We start from the raw sequence: 19,404 nt of genomic DNA, 5'->3' as shown, positions 1-19,404 counted from the left end.
CAAGAAACAAGAGATTAACAGAATCTAAAAAAGTTCTTAAAAAAAGATAAACTGACCTCTATCGAAGCCTGGACATGGAGGAGCGACCGCGCTTTAGCGGAAAGGGATTTGACTTTCTTACACGTAAAAAAACCTCCAGCTTTGACGTGGAGCGGAATATCCGTCCTCGTTTTCGCTGAAGGTTTTTGTGATGGTCATGGTATTCACGCTTAGACAGTAAATCGGTAACCGGCACCCCAGACCGTCTCGATGTACTGCGGATTGGACGGATCGACTTCGATCTTTTCCCGCAGCTTGCGAATGTGCACCGTAACAGTCGCGATATCTCCGCTGGAATCCATGCCCCAGATTCGTTCGAACAGCTCATTTTTGTTAAAAACCCGATTCGGGTGGGTCGCTAAAAATTCAAGCAGAGTGAATTCTCTTGTCGTGAAAATAACTTCCTGATTGCGTACATAGACTCGTCGGGATACTTTGTCGATGACGAGACCGCAAATGTGAATCTCTGCGTTCGTTGGTTGAGGCTGTCGGGCTGTCAAACGCTCGTATCTTGTCAGATGGGCTTTGGCTCTGGCTACTAATTCGCTTGGGCTAAATGGCTTTGTAATATAGTCATCGGCACCGAGATTAAAGGCACGGATTTTATCGATCTCTTCTTTTTTGGCGGAGACGATCAGGATCGGCACTTCCTTGACTTGCCTGATCTGGCTGCACAATTCGAAGCCGTCCATGCCCGGAAGCTGCAAATCAACGATGATCAAACTGTAGTCGCCATTGATGGCAAGCGGCAAGCCTTCGCTGCCAGAGTGGCATAAATCGACCTGAAAGCCGTTCAGTTCAAAATAATCCCGCTCCAGCTGAGCGATGGTCGTCTCATCTTCAATGATGAGGATACGTGAAGACATGGGAATGTGCACCTCCTATTGTTTGTGGGTACGTTTTAGCGTAAAGAACACGCTGGTACCTACGCCTTGCTTGCTCTCCACCCAAATTTTTCCGCCGTGACCCTCGACGATCTGGCGCGCGATGGACAGTCCCAGACCGCTACCGCCCGTAGAAGAATTACGGGATTGCTCCACCCGATAAAAGCGCTCGAACAGGTGGGGAATGGCTTCTAGCGGGATACCGATGCCGTTGTCTTTTATTTCAATCGTGGCCCAATGAGCGTCAGCTTGAACCGAGATGCAGATGACTTTTTCAGGTTTATCCATGTATTTTTGCGAGTTGCCAATGATGTTTAAGACGGTGCGCTTGATTTTTTCCAGATCGGCGATGACCAGGGTACCTTCTGCTGTGCGTTGATTCCACTGAATCGCGATGCCCTTCTTTTCCAGATCGTAGTGTAGTTCGTCGATGCAATCATCCAAAAACCGCACGATATCTACATGTTCAAACGTAAAGGGTACTTGTTTCAGATCGAGCTTGGAGTAGAGAAACAGCTCATCGACGAGCATGTCGAGGTCTACTGCTTTGGAATAAATAATGTTAACGTACTTGTCCATTTTCTCCGGGGTATCAGCTACCCCATCGCGGATTCCCTCGATGTAGCCTTTGATATTGGTAATCGGCGTACGCAAATCATGCGAGATGTTGGAGATCAATTCTTTGCGGCTTTCTTCGTCCGCAAGGCGCAGCCGCACTGATTCCTGCAATCGTTTGCGCATGTTTTCGAACGCTTCGTTCAGTTGTCCAATCTCGTCCTTCGTTTGCAGATGGAGCTCAAAGTCCAGATTGCCTTCCTTGATATTCTCAGCCGAATTGCGCAGTAGATCGAGCGGCTTGACGACGCTGCGGGTAATCCAGCGGTACAACAAGACGTTTGCAATGACAATGACGCCGAGGAGGAGGAACACGAGAATCGGCAGCAGTTTGCGGATAACCTCACCAAATGGACTGCGCTCGCGGATCACAAAGACACTGCCTTTTGCGCCATCCGAAAACTTGAAGTCAAATTTGGCATACGCATAAAATCTTTCACCGATGTTGAACGTATTGCGAATCTGGTTGTTGTTCAAGTCATAGGGCGGCAAGCTGTTTTCCAGCTCGGGCTGATTAATAGTTGGGGAGGCAAAGACTTGATTGCTCTCTCTGCGGACATACAGCCCGGCTCGTACCGTTTTGAGCTTGAAATCGTAATCGGCAAGTAGCTCCTGGTTTTGCAGTTGATCCGGCTCATTCTTGGCATGATATTTCAATTCGAGGAAAATATTCTCTTCTTGTTCTGTCAGCGGATTGAGCTGATAATGCACTTTATAAAAATCGCGAAAGCTGTTGAAATCGCCTGTTGCCGCAATCGTAAATAGGCTGGCGGCTACGAAAAACGTCAGCAAGCTGATGACTAGCATCCCTGTGTAAGAAAGCAGCAGCTTGATACGGATGGACATGGACTCACCTACTTTCAATAGGGTGAAAACTCATACGCAAGATGACAAGTCCATTATATACAAGACGTTCAGCTGGTAAAGCATAATTACTTGGAACTCGGACAAAATCAGTTATACTAGCAAATAAGAAAACGAGAGCTTTTTATGAATGGGAAGGACGGGGATATTCATGAAAGTAGCCATTGCACAACTGACAGCGACGATGGATAAGACGCAAAATTTGCAAAAAGCAGCCGATTACATCGCAAAAGCAAAGGCAGCAGGGGCAGATTTTGTCATCTTGCCTGAAATGTACAGCGCACCTGCCACGCCAAAGTCGGGAGTAACCCCAGCGGAGGTAGCGGAAAAGCTGGATGGTCCATTTGTTTCCGGCTTGGCAGAGCTTGCTTCCGAGCATGGAGTTTATGTGGTTTGCGGTGTGTTCGAATCGATCGAGGGTGATGAAAACCGCGCCTACAATACGACCGTTTTTCTAGGGCGTGAAGGACAGCTGCAGCATGCATACCGCAAGACACATTTGTACGATGCCTTTTCCTACACAGAATCGGACTTCATCGCGCCTGGGGATAATCCGTATCAAGTGGTAGAAACGGAATTTGGCAAAATCGGGCTGATGGTATGCTACGAGGTGCGCTTCCCGGAAATCGCGAGACAGTTTGCGCTACAGGGTGCCGATATTTTGTTTGTGCCAGCAGGCTGGGTAGCGGGAGCGATGAAAGAAGATCACTGGGAGACACTGGTTCGTGCGCGTGCCATTGAAAACACGATGTTTGTATGTGCGGCTGATCAGGTCGGAAATATTTTTGCCGGACGGAGCATGTTCGTCGATCCGATGGGTGTCGTGATTGCAAGTGCAGGGGAAGAAGAAACCTTGTTGATCGCAGAACTGGATGTTAGTCGGATTGAACGAGTACGGGGCAAATTGCCAAGCGTAGCCAACCGCCGAGTGGAACTGTATACCAATTAAATGCCTATGCACACTTTCTCTTTTGTTCAATATGATGGTAACAGATATCCAGTCATTATTTTGGCCCTTATGTAAGCGTCACCATCATGAGAGAGGGAGTGTGTACGAATGTTCTGGTTCGTATGGGCTGTCGTCGGTGTGGTCGTTTGGTGGGCAATGAGTAGGATCTGTTCAGGAAAAGCGGCAGGATCAAGCTGGTGGGCTTCGCTCATTGCTGCTCTTGTGGGTAGCTGGCTGGGCGATTTGGTACTGGGTGATTGGCTTTGGATGTGGGCCGGCTTCAACGTCATTGCCGGAGTCATTGGTGCGGTCGTCGTTACTTGGTTGTGGTGTTTGGTAAGAAAACAACTGCAATAAGCGAAAAGATTTCGTACGACTAACGAATCAGGAATCGTCCAAAGGGGCGGTTCCTGTTTTTTTCTTTGGTCACTTTATATGTGGCTGCGGTGGGGAGAAGAATATTTCCAGTCTAGGCTTCAGTGCTCCGTCCCACTGTGGGAATAGACTGCCCGCTGCGAAGGGCTTAGCGGGGAAACGCAAAAGTGGTAGCCGCTACGTCGCGTGGGCACGGTTGCGTTTCTATTTCCCGCTAATCCCTTCTCCGCTCGGTAGGACTTCACAATTCGCTACGTCTGGAAATATTCTTCTCTAGCGTAACGAATGTGCATTCTTCAATCTTTTAAGGATTTTAAAACACGATGAAGACTGAAAGCTAGTAGAGGAAACAGGAGAAAACAGCGAAGATCTTAGGGACACCGACCGAGACGCAATGCAAAAAGAGAAACACGCCTTTAAGCGTCCACCTCTGAAACACATCCTGAATGGACTACTTTGGACGCGGTTTCGCTTTTTGCATGGAGTTGGGCAGTCAAACCCACAGGGGGTGGCCCTAGAAGCTGAGCGTTTTCTCCTGTTTCCTCCCCACCACAACAGCCGGACAAAGTTATTCATGTAAGACAGTTTGGAATAATACAAAAACAATTCATACTTGACCAGTAGGGATTGTTGGTAATATAACTATATCTATACCGAATACAATAATGAGAGGTACATAAAACGAAAGGGAGGGGAATATATGTCGACGTTATTGATCATCGCAAACATTGTTTTGTTGCTCTTATTCATTGCTGGATTGTATGCCATGCAAAAGAAGCATATTTCTTTTTCCAAGCGGGTATTTGTTAGTCTCGGACTCGGGATTTTATTTGGACTCATTTTGCAATACGTATACGGAGCCAAATCGGACGTACTCAAATCCACCATCGAATGGTACAACATTGTAGGGAAAGGCTATGTGAAGCTGCTTCAAATGATTGTAATGCCACTGGTATTCATCTCTATTTTATCGGCTTTCACCAAAATGAAACTAACCAATAACATTGGGAAAATCAGTACGCTGATTATCGGACTTTTGGTAGGGACGACTGCTGTCGCCGCAGCGATCGGGATTTCCACTACCTTGGCTTTTAATCTCGACGGAGCACAATTCCAGCAGGGGGATGCGGAATCCGCTCGGATCGAACAGGTGGAACAGCGCTTGGGTGATATCCAGAACTTGAGTATGCCAGCCAAAATCCTGGAACTGCTTCCGGCGAATCCTTTCCTCGATCTGACTGGAGATCGGGCGACTTCTACGATTGCCGTTGTGATTTTCTCTGCGATTATCGGTATTGCGTATTTAGGGGTAAAACGCAAAAATCCAGAGCAAGCTGAATTGTTTGCGAAAATTGTGGACGCATTCCATACGATCATTATGCGTGTGGTTACTTTGATCTTGCGCCTGACGCCATATGGTGTACTGGCAATCATGATCAGAGTGGCAGCTACTAGCGATTACAATGCCATCTGGCAACTGGGCAAGTTCGTTGTCGCTTCGTATGTGGCGATGATTATCATGTTTATCATTCATCTGTTGCTGTTGACGTTTGCAGGATTGAATCCAATCACCTATGTGAAAAAATCATTCCCTGTCCTGACGTTCGCCTTCACTTCGCGTACAAGCGCGGGCGCGTTGCCGCTGAATGTGAAAACGCAACAAAGCATGGGTGTTTCTGAGGGAATTGCCAACTTCGCAGGCTCCTTTGGACTCTCCATCGGACAAAATGGTTGCGCAGGGATCTATCCGGCCATGTTGGCCATCATGGTAGCACCAGTCGCAGGAATTGATCCGCTGACACCATCGTTCATCCTGACACTGATCGCAGTAGTGGCACTCAGCTCCTTCGGGGTTGCTGGCGTAGGGGGCGGAGCAACCTTTGCAGCTCTTCTCGTCTTGTCCACGATGAATTTGCCAATTGCCATTGTCGGTCTGCTCATCTCCGTTGAGCCGTTGATTGACATGGGCCGCACAGCGCTAAACGTAAGCGGAAGCATGACCTCCGGACTTTTGACGAGCAGAGTGACAAAAGAGCTGGATACCAATGCTTACCACGGAAATGAACAAAAAACACTGACTGTGTAAATGTAAATTAAACAAAACAGGCTGTACCGTCTCTTGTGACAGGTACAGCCTGTTTTGTTATATTATGTGTTTTCAAGAAACTCATGAATACAAAAGTTACGGAGAGGAAGAGAAAAACGGAGCGACCGAAGGCCTTGGCACGCCTACCCAGTCGGAACTCCAAAAAGCTGTACACGCTTGTCGACCTACCTCTTCATAGAGAACCTTCCGCCCATCGGGTGGCTTTTGGTCGACGTACCGCTTTTTGGAGTGGAGACGGACATCCCCGCTTCCTCGCTGGCGTGCCACGAACGGAGGAAGCCCGTTTTTCTCTTCCCCACCACTATGTTCGCACAAACATAAGATTTTTTGCCTTTACGGATTAACCGAGGTGTACTTAAAGTACGCGCCTCCCAGCGGGAAGATGATGAAATCCTTCACCTTGTCGTTTTTCACATAAGGACTTCCACGGAAGTTGATTGGAGCCAACGGCATTTCCTCCATAAGAATCGTTTCCGCTTCTAGCAGGATTTTTTTCCGCGCGCCCAAATCAGGCTCATTGTAGCTCTTGTCGATCAGCTCTTTAAACTTGGCATTTTCCCAATCCGGGTGGTTGTTTCCACCCGTTTTATCACGGAACATCTCCAGGAAGTTGATCGGGTCGTTGAAGTCTGCTCCCCATTGGAAGCGGATCATGTCAAAGTTCGCTTGCGATCTCATGTCGCGGTACACCTTCAGCTCCGCCGTGTACAGCTTCACGTTGACGCCGAGTGCTTTTTTCCACTGATCTTGAAGAGCTTCGGCCAGCTTTTTATTGGTATCATTCGTATCAAAGGTGTAGGTGACAGTCGGGAAGGTCGAGAGTCCGAGCTCCTTCATACCTTCTTCCAGCAGTGCTTTTGCTTTCGCCTGGTCTTCTTTAAAGTAGCCATCTGGTTTTAATCCCATGGAAGTCGGTACCCAACCGTAGGCGGCTGGAACACCCGTCTGCAAAATATTGTCGATGATTTCCTGACGGTTGATGGCATAAGCGAAGGCTTGGCGAATTTTTTTGTTGTTGAACGGTGGTTTGTTTGTATTAAAAACAACGGATTGTGTGCCCGGATTATCCGCGACCATCAGCTTCCCCGCATCTTTGAGTGTAGGGATTGCGTCGGTCGGAAGTGTTGAGGCAGGATAGCCGCCCCAATCGATGTCGCCGTTTTCGAACATCGAGAACGCCGTATTGTTGTCCTCAATCATAGCAATTTCAATTCGGTCGAGTTTGACGTTGTTCTTATCCCAATAGTTCGGGTTTTTCGTAAAGACGATTCTGCTTTTATGCTCCCACTTGTCCATGATGAATGGACCATTTCCCACGATGGTTTTCGCTTCATTCGCCCATTTCGGGTTTCCTTCCAGCGTTTTTTGATGCAACGGGAAGAGGGTCGGGAAGAAGGTCAGCTCACGGAAAAATGGAGTCGGTGACTTCAGGTTGAATTCCACGGTGTAGTCGTCTACAGCTTTGACGCCTACATCCTCTGCTTTGCCTTTCCCCGTATTGTACTCCTCTCCTCCTTTAATGTAGTAAAGCTGATAGGCGTACTCGGACGCTGTTTTCGGATCGAGGTTGCGCTTGATCGCATAAACGAAATCATGGGCGGTGACAGGGTCTCCGTTGCTCCATTTGGCGTCCTTGCGAATTTTGAAGGTGTAGTTCATGTAATCCGGCGAGTTAGTGAAGCTCTCGGCCGTAGCATTGACGAGTTGACCATTCAGGTCATAGCTGGTCAAACCTTCAAAGGCAGCGTAAATCATGTCAAACGAATCCGCGTCGACGGCGATCCCAGGGTCCATCGATGGCGGTTCGTTGTTGATGCTCCAATTTAACACCATCGGCTCTGTTTTTGTCGCTTCTGCAGGTGTAGTGGAGCCAGTGGGTTCAGCAGGTGTGGAAGAGTTCGAGCACCCCGCTAGTACCCCGAAAAGCAAGGTAAGACAGGTTGCGATTGCCAGTCCCTTTTTCATAAATACCCCCCTAAAAATAATAATAATAGAAAACGTATATTCAGAATATTTGCTAGCGTTTTCGATAGCAAAGGAATTTTTTTAGTTTCTCGATAAAAAATATTTACTTCGGCCATTGACTGTATTTACTCATTTTTTAAAATATGGTATATTCTGGTAAATGTTAATGGTAGAAGGTGGGAATCATTATGTTTAAGAAAATGGTTTTTTCAGCATTAAGCGTAGCCGTATTTTCTTCAGTGCTAACGTCTCCGATTCAAGCCGCAAACACACCACCTAGTGTTGATGGACAGAAAGAACATCCATTCGCTTCCGCCAGATGGAGTTCAGATGAGGAATGGATTCGAAAATCTGCTCCTGTACCAGCAGGTTGGGTCGTCATTCGTGAAGATCTAGGGTCCAAGCTCATTAAAAATACAGCAGGTGCTCCCTATGGTGAGGAATTACGAGTTAGCAAATATTCTCCCGTTCCAGCGGGATGGGTAGTTTTACGAGATGAAGTAGCTGGTCGGGTGATAAAATACGTAATAGGAGCAACTTATCGTACGGAGTTCAATGTGACTAAGTTCTCTCCCATTCCAACTGGATGGGTTGTATCGCGAGAAAATTATGATAGCAAAACGATCATGAATGTCGTTGGAGCCCCTTATGGAACCGTATTATTAGTAAGCAAATACTCCCCTGTTCCACCAGGATGGGTTTACGAGGGACAAGTGGCTGCTGGTAAGTACATTAAAAACTTGAATCGCTATTAGTCGTATTCCATAAATCTTCGAACTCAACTTAGTAATGGGAAACTTTCTATAGAAAAAGAACTGATGGATAAGGAGTATATAACCATCAGTTCTTTTTAATTTGCCCATTGACAAAAAAATACAAATGGATTACATTTCAGGTTGTTAAGTGCTTAACTAAATAAGGGGGGAGAGCATGGCAGATGATCTCGAAGCGTATGTAAAACAGCCCCCTTTACGGACAAAGGCATTCTTTTCCTTGGTAGACGCTACCGCAGATTTGGTGGCGCTCTCAGAAAAATATTGGCATGCAAAAGGCATGAACGGCGCAAGAATCCGACTATTGGTAGAGATCGCGAAGCATGGTGACAGTATCCTGCCTTCACGCTTGGCAGAGTGTATTGGTGTGACGAAGGCCAACATTAGTCTTTTGCTTGCGCCACTGGAAAAGGATGGTCTGATACACCGGGCTTCCCATCCTGAAGACGGCAGAAAATCCGTAATCTCACTGACGGAAGCAGGAAAACAGCTTCTTTTCGTGCACCTTCCCGGAAATCGCCAGGTAATTGCAGAGGGGTTAAAAGGACTGGAGGAGCAGGAGCTGCATCAACTGCTATTTTTATTAGGGAAAATAAGGAAGAGTGTGAGATGAACTTTGGGGCGCAGGGGAAATGGGGGAAAAAGCATGTCAATCCTCATCACAGGAGCAACGGGCAAGCTAGGGAGCTTGATTATCGAACAGCTTTTGAAAAGGGTGGAAAGAGAACGCCTCATTGCCTGTGTGCGCCGACTGGACAAAACGACAAGGCTAAGAGAGTTGGGAATCGAGGTAAGACAGGCGGATTATGATGACCCTCTGTCTCTGGAGCGCTCTTTTGTGGACGGCACGAAGCTTTTGTTTATCTCCAGCCCCCACACTGATGATACCGCTCGTGTACGACAGCATAGTCATGTCATAGAAGCGGCGAAAAAAGCAAATATCACTCACATAGTGTATACCAGCTTTGCCTTTTTGGAAAAAGCAAATATCTCGCTCACGCATCTCCATTTGGCAACCGAACACGCCATTCGCACGACAGGGATACCGTATACGTTTCTGCGGAATGGACTTTACAGTGATGTGATTGCGGCATTTGGCATTCAGCAGGCAATCGAAACAGGAGAGCTCATTACATCCCCTGGCAAGTGGAGCTTTCACACAGTGACACGCGAGGATCTGTCATTGGCTGCTGCCACTGTGATCAGCACAGAGGGGCACGAAAATCAGACTTACGTGCTTACGGCTTCCCGAGCTTGGACTTTTGCAGAGCTGGCTGAAGTGTTGACGGCACAGACAGGCAAATCTATCAGGCATCGGGAGGACCCTCTTGCAGAAAGTTGGCTGTATCGCTTCTTGATGCAGATTGATGCGAGCAGCACGACGACGGATTTGGAGAGAATCATCGGCAAGCCCACTGCTTCACTCGAACAAATGGTTATGCAAATCATGGAGCAAGCGTAGTATGCTTGGCATCCAGTAGACAAAGAGAACGGCACATGATATGAATGAGGAAATGGTGTCGATCATGACCAGGTAGGAGATAACGCCCTTATGTATAGAATCGGTGTTGTAGGACCACGGCCTTCGGTGGAGCGGATTCTGGCAGTTGCCAATGAGTTTGAGCATGAGATCGAATTTGTTCCTTTTCGTTATGAGGACGTTCGTGACGTGAGCAAAATCGTCCTGGAGCATCATCCAGAATTAAACGGATGGTTCTTCTCTGGACCGATTCCGTTTACCATCGCCAAAAACGTGCTCAGCCCGGATGCCAATCTCGTGTATTGCCCGCCGAACGGTTCGAATCTGTACCGTTGTTTCATTCAGATGTCGATTGATCAAAAGACAGCCGTGAACCGTGTCTCCATTGATATGATTGATTCGGAAGGAACGCATTTGCGGGAGGCGATGTCGGAGCTGGACATACCCGAAGAGGAGATTTACGTCAGTACGTACGACGAGAATTTTGACCTCGATGCGATCACGCAGTTTCATGTATCACTGTGGCGTGAAGGCAAGACACAAGGAGCGTTCACCACGTTTTCTGTGGTGGAACATGCACTGCGCGAAGAGGGTATTCCAGTCTATCGTGTCTTGATGACCAAAATGGAGATTCGGCAAGCGATGAAAATTGTCATCGAAAAGGTGAAAAGCTCCTATTTCAAGGACACACAAATTGGGGTAGAGATCATTGAACTAGAGCAGTTTGACAAGATTCCCGAGCGGGCCAGCACACGTTTTTACTTGCAGCATCTAGAGCTAAAGATCAGACAAATTCTGCTTGCGCTCTGCGATCGGCTGGACGGCTCTTTGCTGGCAAATGGCAACGGACGCTACCAGATTTTCAGCTCGCGTGGTGCGATTCAACGAGAAATTGAAATGCTACGACACACGGTGGAACAGCTCTCTTTGGAGGCAGAGGTTCCGGTTGCAGTAGGCGTAGGCTTTGGGGACACAGCTTTTTCAGCGGAAAACAATGCGCGAAAAGCAATCCAGCACGCAAAAGAACGACCGGGGGCAGGCATTGTCGTCGTACAGGATAATGGCGTCATGATGGAATCGGTGGGAGAAGCAGAGGAGCTCGCCTATTCGTTCCGCTCCAGTGATCGCGCGCTGTTGGAAAAGCTGAACCGGGCCAATGTCAGCGTCAAATCGTATCACAAGCTGCGTGCGTTGATTCAGCGTATGGGCTGGAAGTCGTTTTCGACGACGGATATCGCTTCGCATTTGTCGATGACGGTACGGAATGCCCAGCGGATCATGGGAAGCTTGTGCGAGGTGGATTTGGCCGAGTTTAACGGGGAAGAGCAGCAGGCTGTGCGTGGCAGACCGAAAAAACTTTATAAGTTGAAAATATAAGGGCACCCAGGAGTACTTGGGTGTTTTTAATTTCTTGAAAAGACAATGATTTATTTTGTCATTCTCATTCTCAGTTTCTCTTCGACCCCTAGGATAAAAGAAGCGACAAAAAACGAAATACTTTTCTATCAGTTTTTTTGCATTGTTAGGGGCTTTTTAGACAGGATTATTTTATATAGAACCAAAGGAGTTGATCGAGAAGAAAAACGATGATACCATATATGGGATTAAAAGGAAGTTTGTTAGGGAGGTTAAATTAGTGGCAACGACCAAAGAGAGAAAAACAACTTTGGGGGAGCTAATTAAACGTTATAGGGGTAATACTTCATTGTCAGAGTTATCACGAGTGTCTGGTGTTTCCAAAAGTGTAATTGGGAAAATCGAAAATGGTGAAACAAAACGACCTGAACTAAAGACACTGATACCCATTTTCTCTGCGTTAAATATTCCAAAAGAAGAAATGATGGAACTGTACATTAAGATTGAAGATCGTTTTGAGATACTATATGAGCTACTCTTGGAGGAACTTGAATTTGACAATGTGTCTTTATGTAGAAAATTAGCAGAGAAAATAATGGAATGTCCTGGAGAGGAGAGTTGGACATTAGCGGATAGGTTATATAAATTAGCCGTTTCTGTTAAGGAATCACCTCTTAAACTAGTACTATTAGAAGTACTGATCAAATATTGTCGGATCAGGGGCATTCATCCAATCTTTGCGAGGAGTCTTTTGCAAAGATATTTACTAGAGCGAACTGATCTGAATAGGTTGAGAGAAACGTTTAAACTTGGTGAAGAAGTGAAACACTACTTAGAATTTCTGAACATAGAGGAGAAAATAACTTTTCTGTTTCGTTTTGCACTGCATGCTCACAATATCCAAGAATACGTAATGTGTATTGAAAGCTGCAAGCAGGGTATTGAACTAGAAAAGAAGGATACTGAGCTTAAGGCAAGAGCCTATCTGAGCATGATTAATTGCTATTCTTATACAGCTAACTATGATGAGGTTGAGAAGCATTTAGACATATTTGAAACATTTAAGCATGACTTTGTAGGAGAAGCATCATTACTGACAAGAGCTATTGTAAAATCAAGAAAAAAAGAGTTTGATTTGGCTATCCCATTATTAAAAAAATGTTTGGATGAAACAAGTAAGCAGGCACAAATACATGTAGAAAACGAACTTCTGGATATATACTTGCAGCTTGGTGATATGAAATCAATTGTTGGTCTAATAAGCAGAGAAGATTTATTCCTTCCTAGGAATCCTGAAACACCGTATAAATATTCTGCTATCGGTTCGTATTTTCGTCTTAAAGGGATTTATCGATTCAGGACTGGCCTTTTTGATTTAGGGGTTGAAAGTTTCATAAAAAGTATTGGAGCGTATAAAACAATAAATGCCCATGAGGAAATAAATATCTGTATGAAAGAACTCATGAAAAACATCTGCAATAGTTCTATGGAATTAAAAAGGGAGCACATAGCCATGTTGCAGGAAGTGCTATGATAGATTAAGTATAGAACCATTAAATCCCCAAAGAGGTGAACGGAATTGAAAAAAAACATGATTTTGCTTGCTTCGTCTTTCGTTATTTTAGTTGCAATTTTTAGTCCAATAGTCGAAGGAAAATCATTTAACATCCGAAAGCCACCACTAATTATTCAGTATGAATATGATCCGGGGCATTGAATTATATTGAAACTTTGGAACGCGCGCAGCGTTCTTTTTTTTGTTCATAAGACAAGCGAATAAAATACCCATTATTAAACACCGATTTGTCGAAATAAATCGAATGTCTCACGAAAAAGTTAGATACGTAAGATTAATGAGACGTATGGTAGTATCCAAATAATACCATAATAGGAGGAATCTAATGGAATTGTTGGAAAAATATTTAGTATACGAAGACATAAAAAAGCAGGCGCAATCCATTAGATTCAACTCCTATGAGAGCTATCTCAATCAGATGATAGAGGATCTGAAAAAAGAATTGGAGGATGCCGTTAGTAAGTATGGGCTATCACATTCGATAGTCATTGATTTAAGCCAAGAGCTGGATAAATACATTGTAGAATGTCAAAAAAGAAAACTTGTGAGTACTAAATTATTCAATGAAAGGAGGTGAGAATCTATAGAAGTGACACATAGAAAATAAGGGGGTGCATAGCATATATAATAAAATATAACTCAGATTTTTTTAAATGAGTAAACAACAAAATTTATGAAAGTAATATAATTGTAGTAAAATGTAAAATTAGGTAAAATATATACAAAGGGAGAGTTAAGAATGTTCACCAAAAAATTTGTATCTGGATTGGTTGCAGCTACTGCACTTTCAAGTGTACTTTTAATTCCACAAGCATTTGCCCAAGGTACAGGTGATAATCCTGAAATAACTGAAGATAAACCAACACAAGAACAAATCGAAGCAATACCAGAAAAAGAAGAATTATTGGAAAGATATATTGAAAGTAAATATGAAAAATTCGAGCGCTCGGACATCAAAAATATGTCTGAATCTGAATATCCGAATATTGCGGCAAATAAGGCCGGTGAAAAATACCGTGGCACTATTGGTGTAGACGCCTTTGAGCAAGAGACCAATTACTATTGCGGTCCAGCAACAGTCAAGCAAGTTTTACATTTCATTAATGGCAAGTCAAAATCTCAAGATCAATATGCCAAAGAACTTGGTACTACTAAAGCAGGAACAGATTTCTCACTAATTGATGAACTGTTAAACAAACACCAAGACCGAACTAAGTATGTCTACAAAACTCACAGTTCTGATGAAAAACACAAATTTCTAGATAAGATTGAATACGGTATTGAATCTGATTATCCAGTATTAATGGATCTGCACATTAAGCCTTCGTACATGCCCATTTATAACAAACCTGTTGAAGGACATATCTTGAATGCTTCTGGTTATGATTGGCGTGATTGGGAACTAAGATTGACCGACCCATTTGACCAGAATGGTAAAGGTCGAACTCTAGGTAATACATGGCATCCTGCCGATGGAGTTTGGAAAGCAAATCAAGCACACTTTCGTCAAGCAGTAATCTGGTAGAATCAGCAGAATCCTTGGAGCAATCGCTTCAAGGATTCTTACTCGAGCTAAGGAGAAGAATCGTTTATGAGAAAACAGCAGTTTCTTTGTATGACACTGATTTCTATTTTGTTATCTTCATGTAGCAGTGTGCAGCAGGAGACTCTTGAAGCAAAACCAGAGGTACATACGACTAAAAAAGTAATCAAAGATGAGAAAATCGATAAGCCACAGAAGGATGCTACATTAATCAGCAATTTTGATGAAGTGGCACCTCAAATACAAAGTAATTCAAATGTAGTGTTGCCACTCACAATAAAGAAATATGATATTGAACGGAAAACACTAGAAGATGAACTCATTGCACCTGAATATGTTACTCACAACATAATAGCTTTTCAGTCATATGTGTCCAAAGAGGATGCTTCACGAGCATCAATTGGCCTTATTGATAGAAAAACTAAGAAATATACCAAGATTCGTCAAGCTTCTGATGAGAAATTTATGAACAGTCTCACCGGGTATAAAAACAAATTGTACTGGGTCGAGTTTGACAAATCAGAAAAGGATGAAAATCACTGGACAATCTGGGAATACAATCTTTCTAACAAGAAGACCAATAAAATGAAATCTGGAGTTAGCAGAAAGAAAACAGACCCTCCAATTTTAAGCATGGCACAAGGAAAACTATGTTGGCTTGAATATGAGGTAGTTGGAGAAAGAACGATAAGCAAAATAATTTCATTTGACATCGAAAAAAATAGAGAGAGTATCATATCAACTGAAGAATTGGATGAATCAGATGAAAGGGATGGCATCTATTTTAGTTCAATAAAGGCGGTTAAAGAGGGCTATATTGTCGATGTATCTATCTTTGATAAGAGAGCAAAGACAAAATCGTATAGGATTTCCTTTTATCCAATTAACGGTAAAGAACCGATTCATATTATAGACCGTGACAGAGTAATCGACTTTACAGTAGATGGAGACTGGTTTGTTTGGACTGAGGAGGGTTCAGTTTTTGTAGCATCTCTGAAAGAAGGAAAAGTAAAGTATAAATTTGATAGTGCAAGTAGCACACTTACAAACGACACTCCCATTATTAAAGATAATTACCTTTTTTATCGATACGCAGTCAATCAAATTTTTGTTGTCGATTTGTCAACAGGAAAGCGAAAACCAATTACTGATAACATAACGATGACAAGTAAATTGTTTCGATCTGATTCAGCCATTTCGTTTGGAGTGGATGACTCGGAGAATAGTCCAAAGACCATTTCTATGTATGTTATTGAATGAATAAATCCTAATAAGTAGTTATCCTGTTTAACACTCCCATGAGAATATGTGTAATTAGAACAGTTCGTAAAGGAAACAGGCGAAAAAGCGAAGCTCTTTAGACACGGTTTCGCTTTTTCGTCTGTTTCCTCTTCTCCAAAACAACTGGACAAAATTTGTTATTTTCCAAGAAGTCTAACAACTTTTGTTGAAAAAACAGAAGGGCAACTATATAATTCAATTAAGCGAAAATGTCCTTTATTATTCGTATATTGTAAGGGTTTCATTTTGCCAGTCTTCTCATATTTCTAGAGCTTGCCTATCGGACCTGGGCATGGAAAAAGACATGCTCCAGAGTTAACAGGAGGAATTGAACGATGTTGGATCTGGTTTCGTTGCGAAGAGATTTTCATAGACATCCAGAGGTGGGTTTTACGGAGTTCCGTACCGCTTCCAAGGTAGTAGAGATTTTGACGTCCCTCGGCTATGAGGTCATATACGGACAAGAAGCAATCGATGGAGATTCCCGGCGGGGCGTGCCTTCCGAGGCGGTTCTCGAGGTAGCGTATGAAAGAGCTTTGCGTGACGGTGCGAACCCAGCCATCGTTGAAAAAATGCGTGGTGGCTATACAGCAGTGATCGGTGTGAAGAAAGGGAAGGCACCTGGACCAACGGTTGCTTTTCGTTTTGACATGGACGCACTGCCTGTTTTAGAAAGTACGGAGCAAGACCATTTTCCACAAGCGAATGGCTTCCGCTCCCATTATGAAGGCAACATGCATGCCTGCGCTCACGACGGTCATACCACGATTGGCTTGGGATTGGCAGAAGCGCTTGCAGCAGGGGATTTTTCCGGTACGCTCAAACTGATCTTCCAACCAGCCGAAGAAGGCGTGCGCGGTGCATACGCGATCGTGGAAAAAGGCCATTTGGACGATGTTGACTATATTTTCTGCAACCATTTGGGTGTCAATGTGCCGCTAGGTGAGGTACACGGCGGTTCCTATGGATTTTTGGCTACCACGAAAATGATGGCGCATTTCTACGGTGTTTCTTCACATGCTGGTGCGTCGCCAGAGCAAGGGAAAAATGCATTGCTCGGAGCGGCTACCGCCCTGTTGAACATTCATGCGATTCCTCGCTTCAGCACTGGTGATACGAGAATCAATGTGGGGGTCCTAGAAGGCGGAACAGCGGCGAATATCATTCCGGCCTATGCCAAGATGGTTGTGGAGACTCGCTCCATCACCGAAGAAGTAAATGAAGAAGTAGAAAATCGCGTACGAAACATCATTGCGCACAGTGCCGCTATGCATGAGCTCGACTACAAAATCGAAGTCATCGGAGGAGCAATCCCGATCAACTACGATGTGGAGATGGCAGAGCTTGCCCTGGAAGAAGCCAAGCATGTAGAGGGCTTCCATTCCTTTAAGCACGGCGAGTACAACTCGATGGGCAGTGAAGATGCCAGCTTTATGATTAAACGCGTTCAGGACCGTGGCGGAAAAGGAACGTACATGGCAATCGGTACGGATATCCCGGCATCTCACCACCATCCGAAGTTCGATATACAAGAAGAGATTTTGCCACGCAGCGTAGCTCTTTTGAACCGAATTGCCAGACGATTGCTGACGTAAAAACGTTCCGAAACTGAGCGGAAAAGCACGTGGACAACGAGGGCAGAGAGGATGCTTGCGAATGCATACCAAGCGAATTGCAGAAATGATTGAGAAAAAGCGAGATGCCTTCATCAAGGTGAGCGACCAGATTTGGGACTTCGCGGAGACGCGTTTTGAGGAGTACCAATCGGCTGACCTGCTGGCTCAAACACTCGAAGGAGAGGGCTTCAAGGTTGAGCGCGGTGTAGGTGGGATGAAAACGGCCTTCATCGGAAGTTTTGGCAGCGGCAATCCTGTCGTGGCGATTCTGGGAGAGTTCGACGCTCTGTCGGGCATGAGTCAGAAAAAAGGACAAACCACAGAAGAGCCTCTCGTAGCTGGCGCAAACGGCCATGGCTGCGGACACAACTTGCTCGGTACCGCTTCTCTTGCGGCAGCCGTTGCAGTGAAAGCGTACATGGAAGAGAACAACATGGCGGGGACTGTTCGTTACTACGGCTGCCCAGGGGAAGAAGGCGGCTCCGGGAAAGCGTTCATGGCGCGAGCAGGATTGTTTGACGACGTGGACTTCGCGCTTTGCTGGCACCCAATGGGCTACAACAGCATCATGTCCATCGATTCACTCGCGAACTATCAAATCTACTTTAAATTCAAAGGAAAGAGTGCCCATGCGGCAGCAAGTCCACATCTCGGTCGAAGCGCACTGGATGCAGTGGAATTGATGAATGTCGGCGTGAACTACTTGCGTGAGCACATTATCCCGGAAGCACGTGTGCACTATGCCATCACGAACTCCGGTGGCTTGTCGCCAAATGTGGTTCAACCAAAAGCAGAGGTGCTCTACCTCGTACGTGCGCCAAAGGTTGATCAAGTACAGGAGATTTACGAACGTGTATGCAAAATTGCGCAAGGCGCTGCGCTCATGACCGAAACGGAGGTAGAGATTGTATTCGACAAAGCGTGCTTGAACCTCGTACAAAACAAGCTTCTCGAAGAGGTCATGTACAAAAACTTCCAGAAACTAGGCGTCCCTGTGCATGATGAAGCGGAACTGCAATTGGCAAAAGAAATGCGTGCGACACTGTCCAAGCAGGAACTCGCTACTTCGGAAAAACAGTCAGCGGATATGCCTGCTCCAGACATCGTGACATGGCTCAATCCATTCGACGGATCAAAAATCCCGCTGAACGGCTCCACGGATGTAGGGGATGTGAGTTGGATTACGCCAACTGCGCAATGCACAACTGCGTGCTATATGAATGGCTCCACGCTGCACTCCTGGCAATGGGTGTCCCTCGGGGCGACATCCATGGCACATAAAGGGATGCTGCATGCGGGGAAAGTCTTGGCTTCTACAGCTATTGACATGCTGAAAAACCCAGAGCTGATCGAGCAGGCAAAAGCTGAGCTGAAACAGCGACTAGGCGGTCAAACGTATGTGTGCCCGATTCCAGAGGGTGTCATGCCTTCATTAAAAAAATAAGTGACACACGGAAATAACATGCGGACGACTTCTGAACGATCAGGGGCTATCTAGAAAGTCAGTCTAAGCCCACTTTCTAGATAGCCCCACTCCAAAGATAGCAGATTAGAGCTCTTTTTTCTCCGTAGTAATAATCTCTCCCGTTTTCGCATTTATTCCAAAAGTGATAAAGCGTTTGGAACCTTTATCAGTAAACGTAAGGTTATATCTGCTAAATTTGCTTACAAAGTTGTCTACAATATTAGCACTTGAAATCTCATAGGATTTTGTTTCAGGATGTAAGGCATAGATTTTATCTACCCCGGATTTTACATTGCGGTCTGATAGAACTTTAGAAGCATCCAATGATTGTATGGTATAGCTAAGGTTCCCCGTTTTCGAATCTACTGCAAAGTGAAAAAAGTTCTTTGAATCTTTTTCAAGTCTAATAACATACTTATCATACTCACCTTTTGAAACCACATCTTCATAAGCACTGATCTCATAAGATTTTGTTTCTGGAAACTGAGCAAGACTTGATCGATTGCTGCTTTCACA

General features: G+C 44.9%; 17 protein-coding genes (1 of these 17 running past the window's edge). 13 read left to right on the top strand and 4 right to left on the bottom strand.

The window, feature by feature from the left end; genetic code table 11:
- Window positions 1–209: 209 nt before the first annotated feature.
- Entirely contained in the window at window positions 210–905 is a 696-nt protein-coding gene (locus tag E8L90_RS19015; RefSeq protein ID WP_137030804.1) for a response regulator transcription factor, read from the bottom strand.
- Window positions 906–920: 15 nt separating this feature from the next.
- Entirely contained in the window at window positions 921–2,384 is a 1,464-nt protein-coding gene (locus E8L90_RS19010) for a sensor histidine kinase (RefSeq protein ID WP_137030803.1), read from the bottom strand.
- A 169-nt stretch (window positions 2,385–2,553) separates the two neighbouring features.
- Between E8L90_RS19010 and E8L90_RS19005 the strand changes: the two genes are divergently transcribed.
- The 3 genes from E8L90_RS19005 (at window position 2,554) to E8L90_RS18990 (ending at window position 5,812) form a co-directional block, all read left to right on the top strand.
- Window positions 2,554–3,351, top strand: a complete 798-nt coding sequence (locus E8L90_RS19005) for a carbon-nitrogen hydrolase family protein (RefSeq protein WP_137030802.1) — start codon at window positions 2,554–2,556, stop codon at window positions 3,349–3,351.
- A 108-nt stretch (window positions 3,352–3,459) separates the two neighbouring features.
- Window positions 3,460–3,708: a GlsB/YeaQ/YmgE family stress response membrane protein gene (locus E8L90_RS19000; protein ID WP_137030801.1), complete on the top strand. Its 249-nt coding sequence runs from the start codon at window positions 3,460–3,462 to the stop codon at window positions 3,706–3,708.
- Between the two features lie 718 nt (window positions 3,709–4,426).
- Window positions 4,427–5,812, top strand: coding sequence for an L-cystine transporter (locus E8L90_RS18990; protein WP_137030799.1), 1,386 nt, complete (start codon window positions 4,427–4,429; stop codon window positions 5,810–5,812).
- Between the two features lie 354 nt (window positions 5,813–6,166).
- Here the strand turns inward: E8L90_RS18990 and E8L90_RS18980 are convergent, their stop codons facing one another.
- Complete coding sequence (locus E8L90_RS18980; protein ID WP_137030798.1) at window positions 6,167–7,798, bottom strand: peptide ABC transporter substrate-binding protein; 1,632 nt, start codon at window positions 7,796–7,798, stop codon at window positions 6,167–6,169.
- A 188-nt stretch (window positions 7,799–7,986) separates the two neighbouring features.
- On the opposite strand from E8L90_RS18980, the gene E8L90_RS18975 reads away from it, so the two are divergent.
- From E8L90_RS18975 to E8L90_RS18930, 10 genes are all read left to right on the top strand, one after another.
- The gene (locus tag E8L90_RS18975; RefSeq protein ID WP_137030797.1) at window positions 7,987–8,553 is read left to right on the top strand and encodes a hypothetical protein; all 567 of its coding nucleotides are present in this window, start codon (window positions 7,987–7,989) and stop codon (window positions 8,551–8,553) included.
- A gap of 175 nt (window positions 8,554–8,728) precedes the next feature.
- Window positions 8,729–9,184 (top strand): MarR family winged helix-turn-helix transcriptional regulator, encoded by a 456-nt coding sequence (locus tag E8L90_RS18970; protein WP_137030796.1) that lies wholly within the window; start codon window positions 8,729–8,731, stop codon window positions 9,182–9,184.
- A 33-nt stretch (window positions 9,185–9,217) separates the two neighbouring features.
- Window positions 9,218–10,033: an SDR family oxidoreductase gene (locus E8L90_RS18965; protein ID WP_137030795.1), complete on the top strand. Its 816-nt coding sequence runs from the start codon at window positions 9,218–9,220 to the stop codon at window positions 10,031–10,033.
- Between the two features lie 90 nt (window positions 10,034–10,123).
- On the top strand, window positions 10,124–11,428 hold the full coding sequence (locus E8L90_RS18960; protein WP_137030794.1) for a hypothetical protein: 1,305 nt from the start codon (window positions 10,124–10,126) through the stop codon (window positions 11,426–11,428).
- Between the two features lie 259 nt (window positions 11,429–11,687).
- Window positions 11,688–12,941: a helix-turn-helix domain-containing protein gene (locus E8L90_RS18955; RefSeq protein WP_162309101.1), complete on the top strand. Its 1,254-nt coding sequence runs from the start codon at window positions 11,688–11,690 to the stop codon at window positions 12,939–12,941.
- Window positions 12,942–13,308: 367 nt separating this feature from the next.
- Entirely contained in the window at window positions 13,309–13,560 is a 252-nt protein-coding gene (locus E8L90_RS30900; protein WP_244297293.1) for an aspartyl-phosphate phosphatase Spo0E family protein, read from the top strand.
- A 162-nt stretch (window positions 13,561–13,722) separates the two neighbouring features.
- Window positions 13,723–14,508, top strand: a complete 786-nt coding sequence (locus E8L90_RS18945) for a C39 family peptidase (protein ID WP_137030792.1) — start codon at window positions 13,723–13,725, stop codon at window positions 14,506–14,508.
- A 66-nt stretch (window positions 14,509–14,574) separates the two neighbouring features.
- Complete coding sequence (locus E8L90_RS18940) at window positions 14,575–15,786, top strand: hypothetical protein (protein WP_137030791.1); 1,212 nt, start codon at window positions 14,575–14,577, stop codon at window positions 15,784–15,786.
- A gap of 356 nt (window positions 15,787–16,142) precedes the next feature.
- On the top strand, window positions 16,143–17,402 hold the full coding sequence (locus E8L90_RS18935) for an amidohydrolase (protein ID WP_137030790.1): 1,260 nt from the start codon (window positions 16,143–16,145) through the stop codon (window positions 17,400–17,402).
- A 61-nt stretch (window positions 17,403–17,463) separates the two neighbouring features.
- Window positions 17,464–18,867 (top strand): M20 family metallopeptidase, encoded by a 1,404-nt coding sequence (locus tag E8L90_RS18930; RefSeq protein WP_137030789.1) that lies wholly within the window; start codon window positions 17,464–17,466, stop codon window positions 18,865–18,867.
- Between the two features lie 383 nt (window positions 18,868–19,250).
- Here the strand turns inward: E8L90_RS18930 and E8L90_RS30895 are convergent, their stop codons facing one another.
- On the bottom strand, window positions 19,251–19,404 hold the 3' portion of the coding sequence (locus E8L90_RS30895; protein WP_244297291.1) for a hypothetical protein. Its footprint extends 203 nt past the window's final position; the window shows 154 of its 357 coding nt (coding positions 204–357); the start codon falls outside the window, past its right edge; it ends in the stop codon at window positions 19,251–19,253.

Origin of the sequence: Brevibacillus antibioticus, assembly GCF_005217615.1 — a bacterium.
Taxonomy (GTDB): Bacteria; Bacillota; Bacilli; order Brevibacillales; family Brevibacillaceae; genus Brevibacillus; species Brevibacillus antibioticus.
This window is presented reverse-complemented; position numbering and strand designations above follow the sequence as displayed.

Excerpts from the sequence above, each read along its gene's own strand:
- E8L90_RS19000 (WP_137030801.1), top strand. The coding sequence starts at position 3,460 with ATGTTCTGGTTCGTATGGGCTGTCGTCGGTGTGGTCGTTTGGTGGGCA.
- E8L90_RS18970 (WP_137030796.1), top strand. The coding sequence starts at position 8,729 with ATGGCAGATGATCTCGAAGCGTATGTAAAACAGCCCCCTTTACGGACA.
- E8L90_RS18935 (WP_137030790.1), top strand. The coding sequence starts at position 16,143 with ATGTTGGATCTGGTTTCGTTGCGAAGAGATTTTCATAGACATCCAGAG.
- E8L90_RS19015 (WP_137030804.1), bottom strand. The coding sequence starts at position 905 with ATGTCTTCACGTATCCTCATCATTGAAGATGAGACGACCATCGCTCAG.
- E8L90_RS18960 (WP_137030794.1), top strand. The coding sequence starts at position 10,124 with ATGTATAGAATCGGTGTTGTAGGACCACGGCCTTCGGTGGAGCGGATT.
- E8L90_RS18945 (WP_137030792.1), top strand. The coding sequence starts at position 13,723 with ATGTTCACCAAAAAATTTGTATCTGGATTGGTTGCAGCTACTGCACTT.
- E8L90_RS18965 (WP_137030795.1), top strand. The coding sequence starts at position 9,218 with ATGTCAATCCTCATCACAGGAGCAACGGGCAAGCTAGGGAGCTTGATT.
- E8L90_RS18940 (WP_137030791.1), top strand. The coding sequence starts at position 14,575 with ATGAGAAAACAGCAGTTTCTTTGTATGACACTGATTTCTATTTTGTTA.
- E8L90_RS19005 (WP_137030802.1), top strand. The coding sequence starts at position 2,554 with ATGAAAGTAGCCATTGCACAACTGACAGCGACGATGGATAAGACGCAA.
- E8L90_RS19010 (WP_137030803.1), bottom strand. The coding sequence starts at position 2,384 with ATGTCCATCCGTATCAAGCTGCTGCTTTCTTACACAGGGATGCTAGTC.
- E8L90_RS18980 (WP_137030798.1), bottom strand. The coding sequence starts at position 7,798 with ATGAAAAAGGGACTGGCAATCGCAACCTGTCTTACCTTGCTTTTCGGG.
- E8L90_RS18990 (WP_137030799.1), top strand. The coding sequence starts at position 4,427 with ATGTCGACGTTATTGATCATCGCAAACATTGTTTTGTTGCTCTTATTC.
- E8L90_RS30900 (WP_244297293.1), top strand. The coding sequence starts at position 13,309 with ATGGAATTGTTGGAAAAATATTTAGTATACGAAGACATAAAAAAGCAG.
- E8L90_RS18975 (WP_137030797.1), top strand. The coding sequence starts at position 7,987 with ATGTTTAAGAAAATGGTTTTTTCAGCATTAAGCGTAGCCGTATTTTCT.
- E8L90_RS18930 (WP_137030789.1), top strand. The coding sequence starts at position 17,464 with ATGCATACCAAGCGAATTGCAGAAATGATTGAGAAAAAGCGAGATGCC.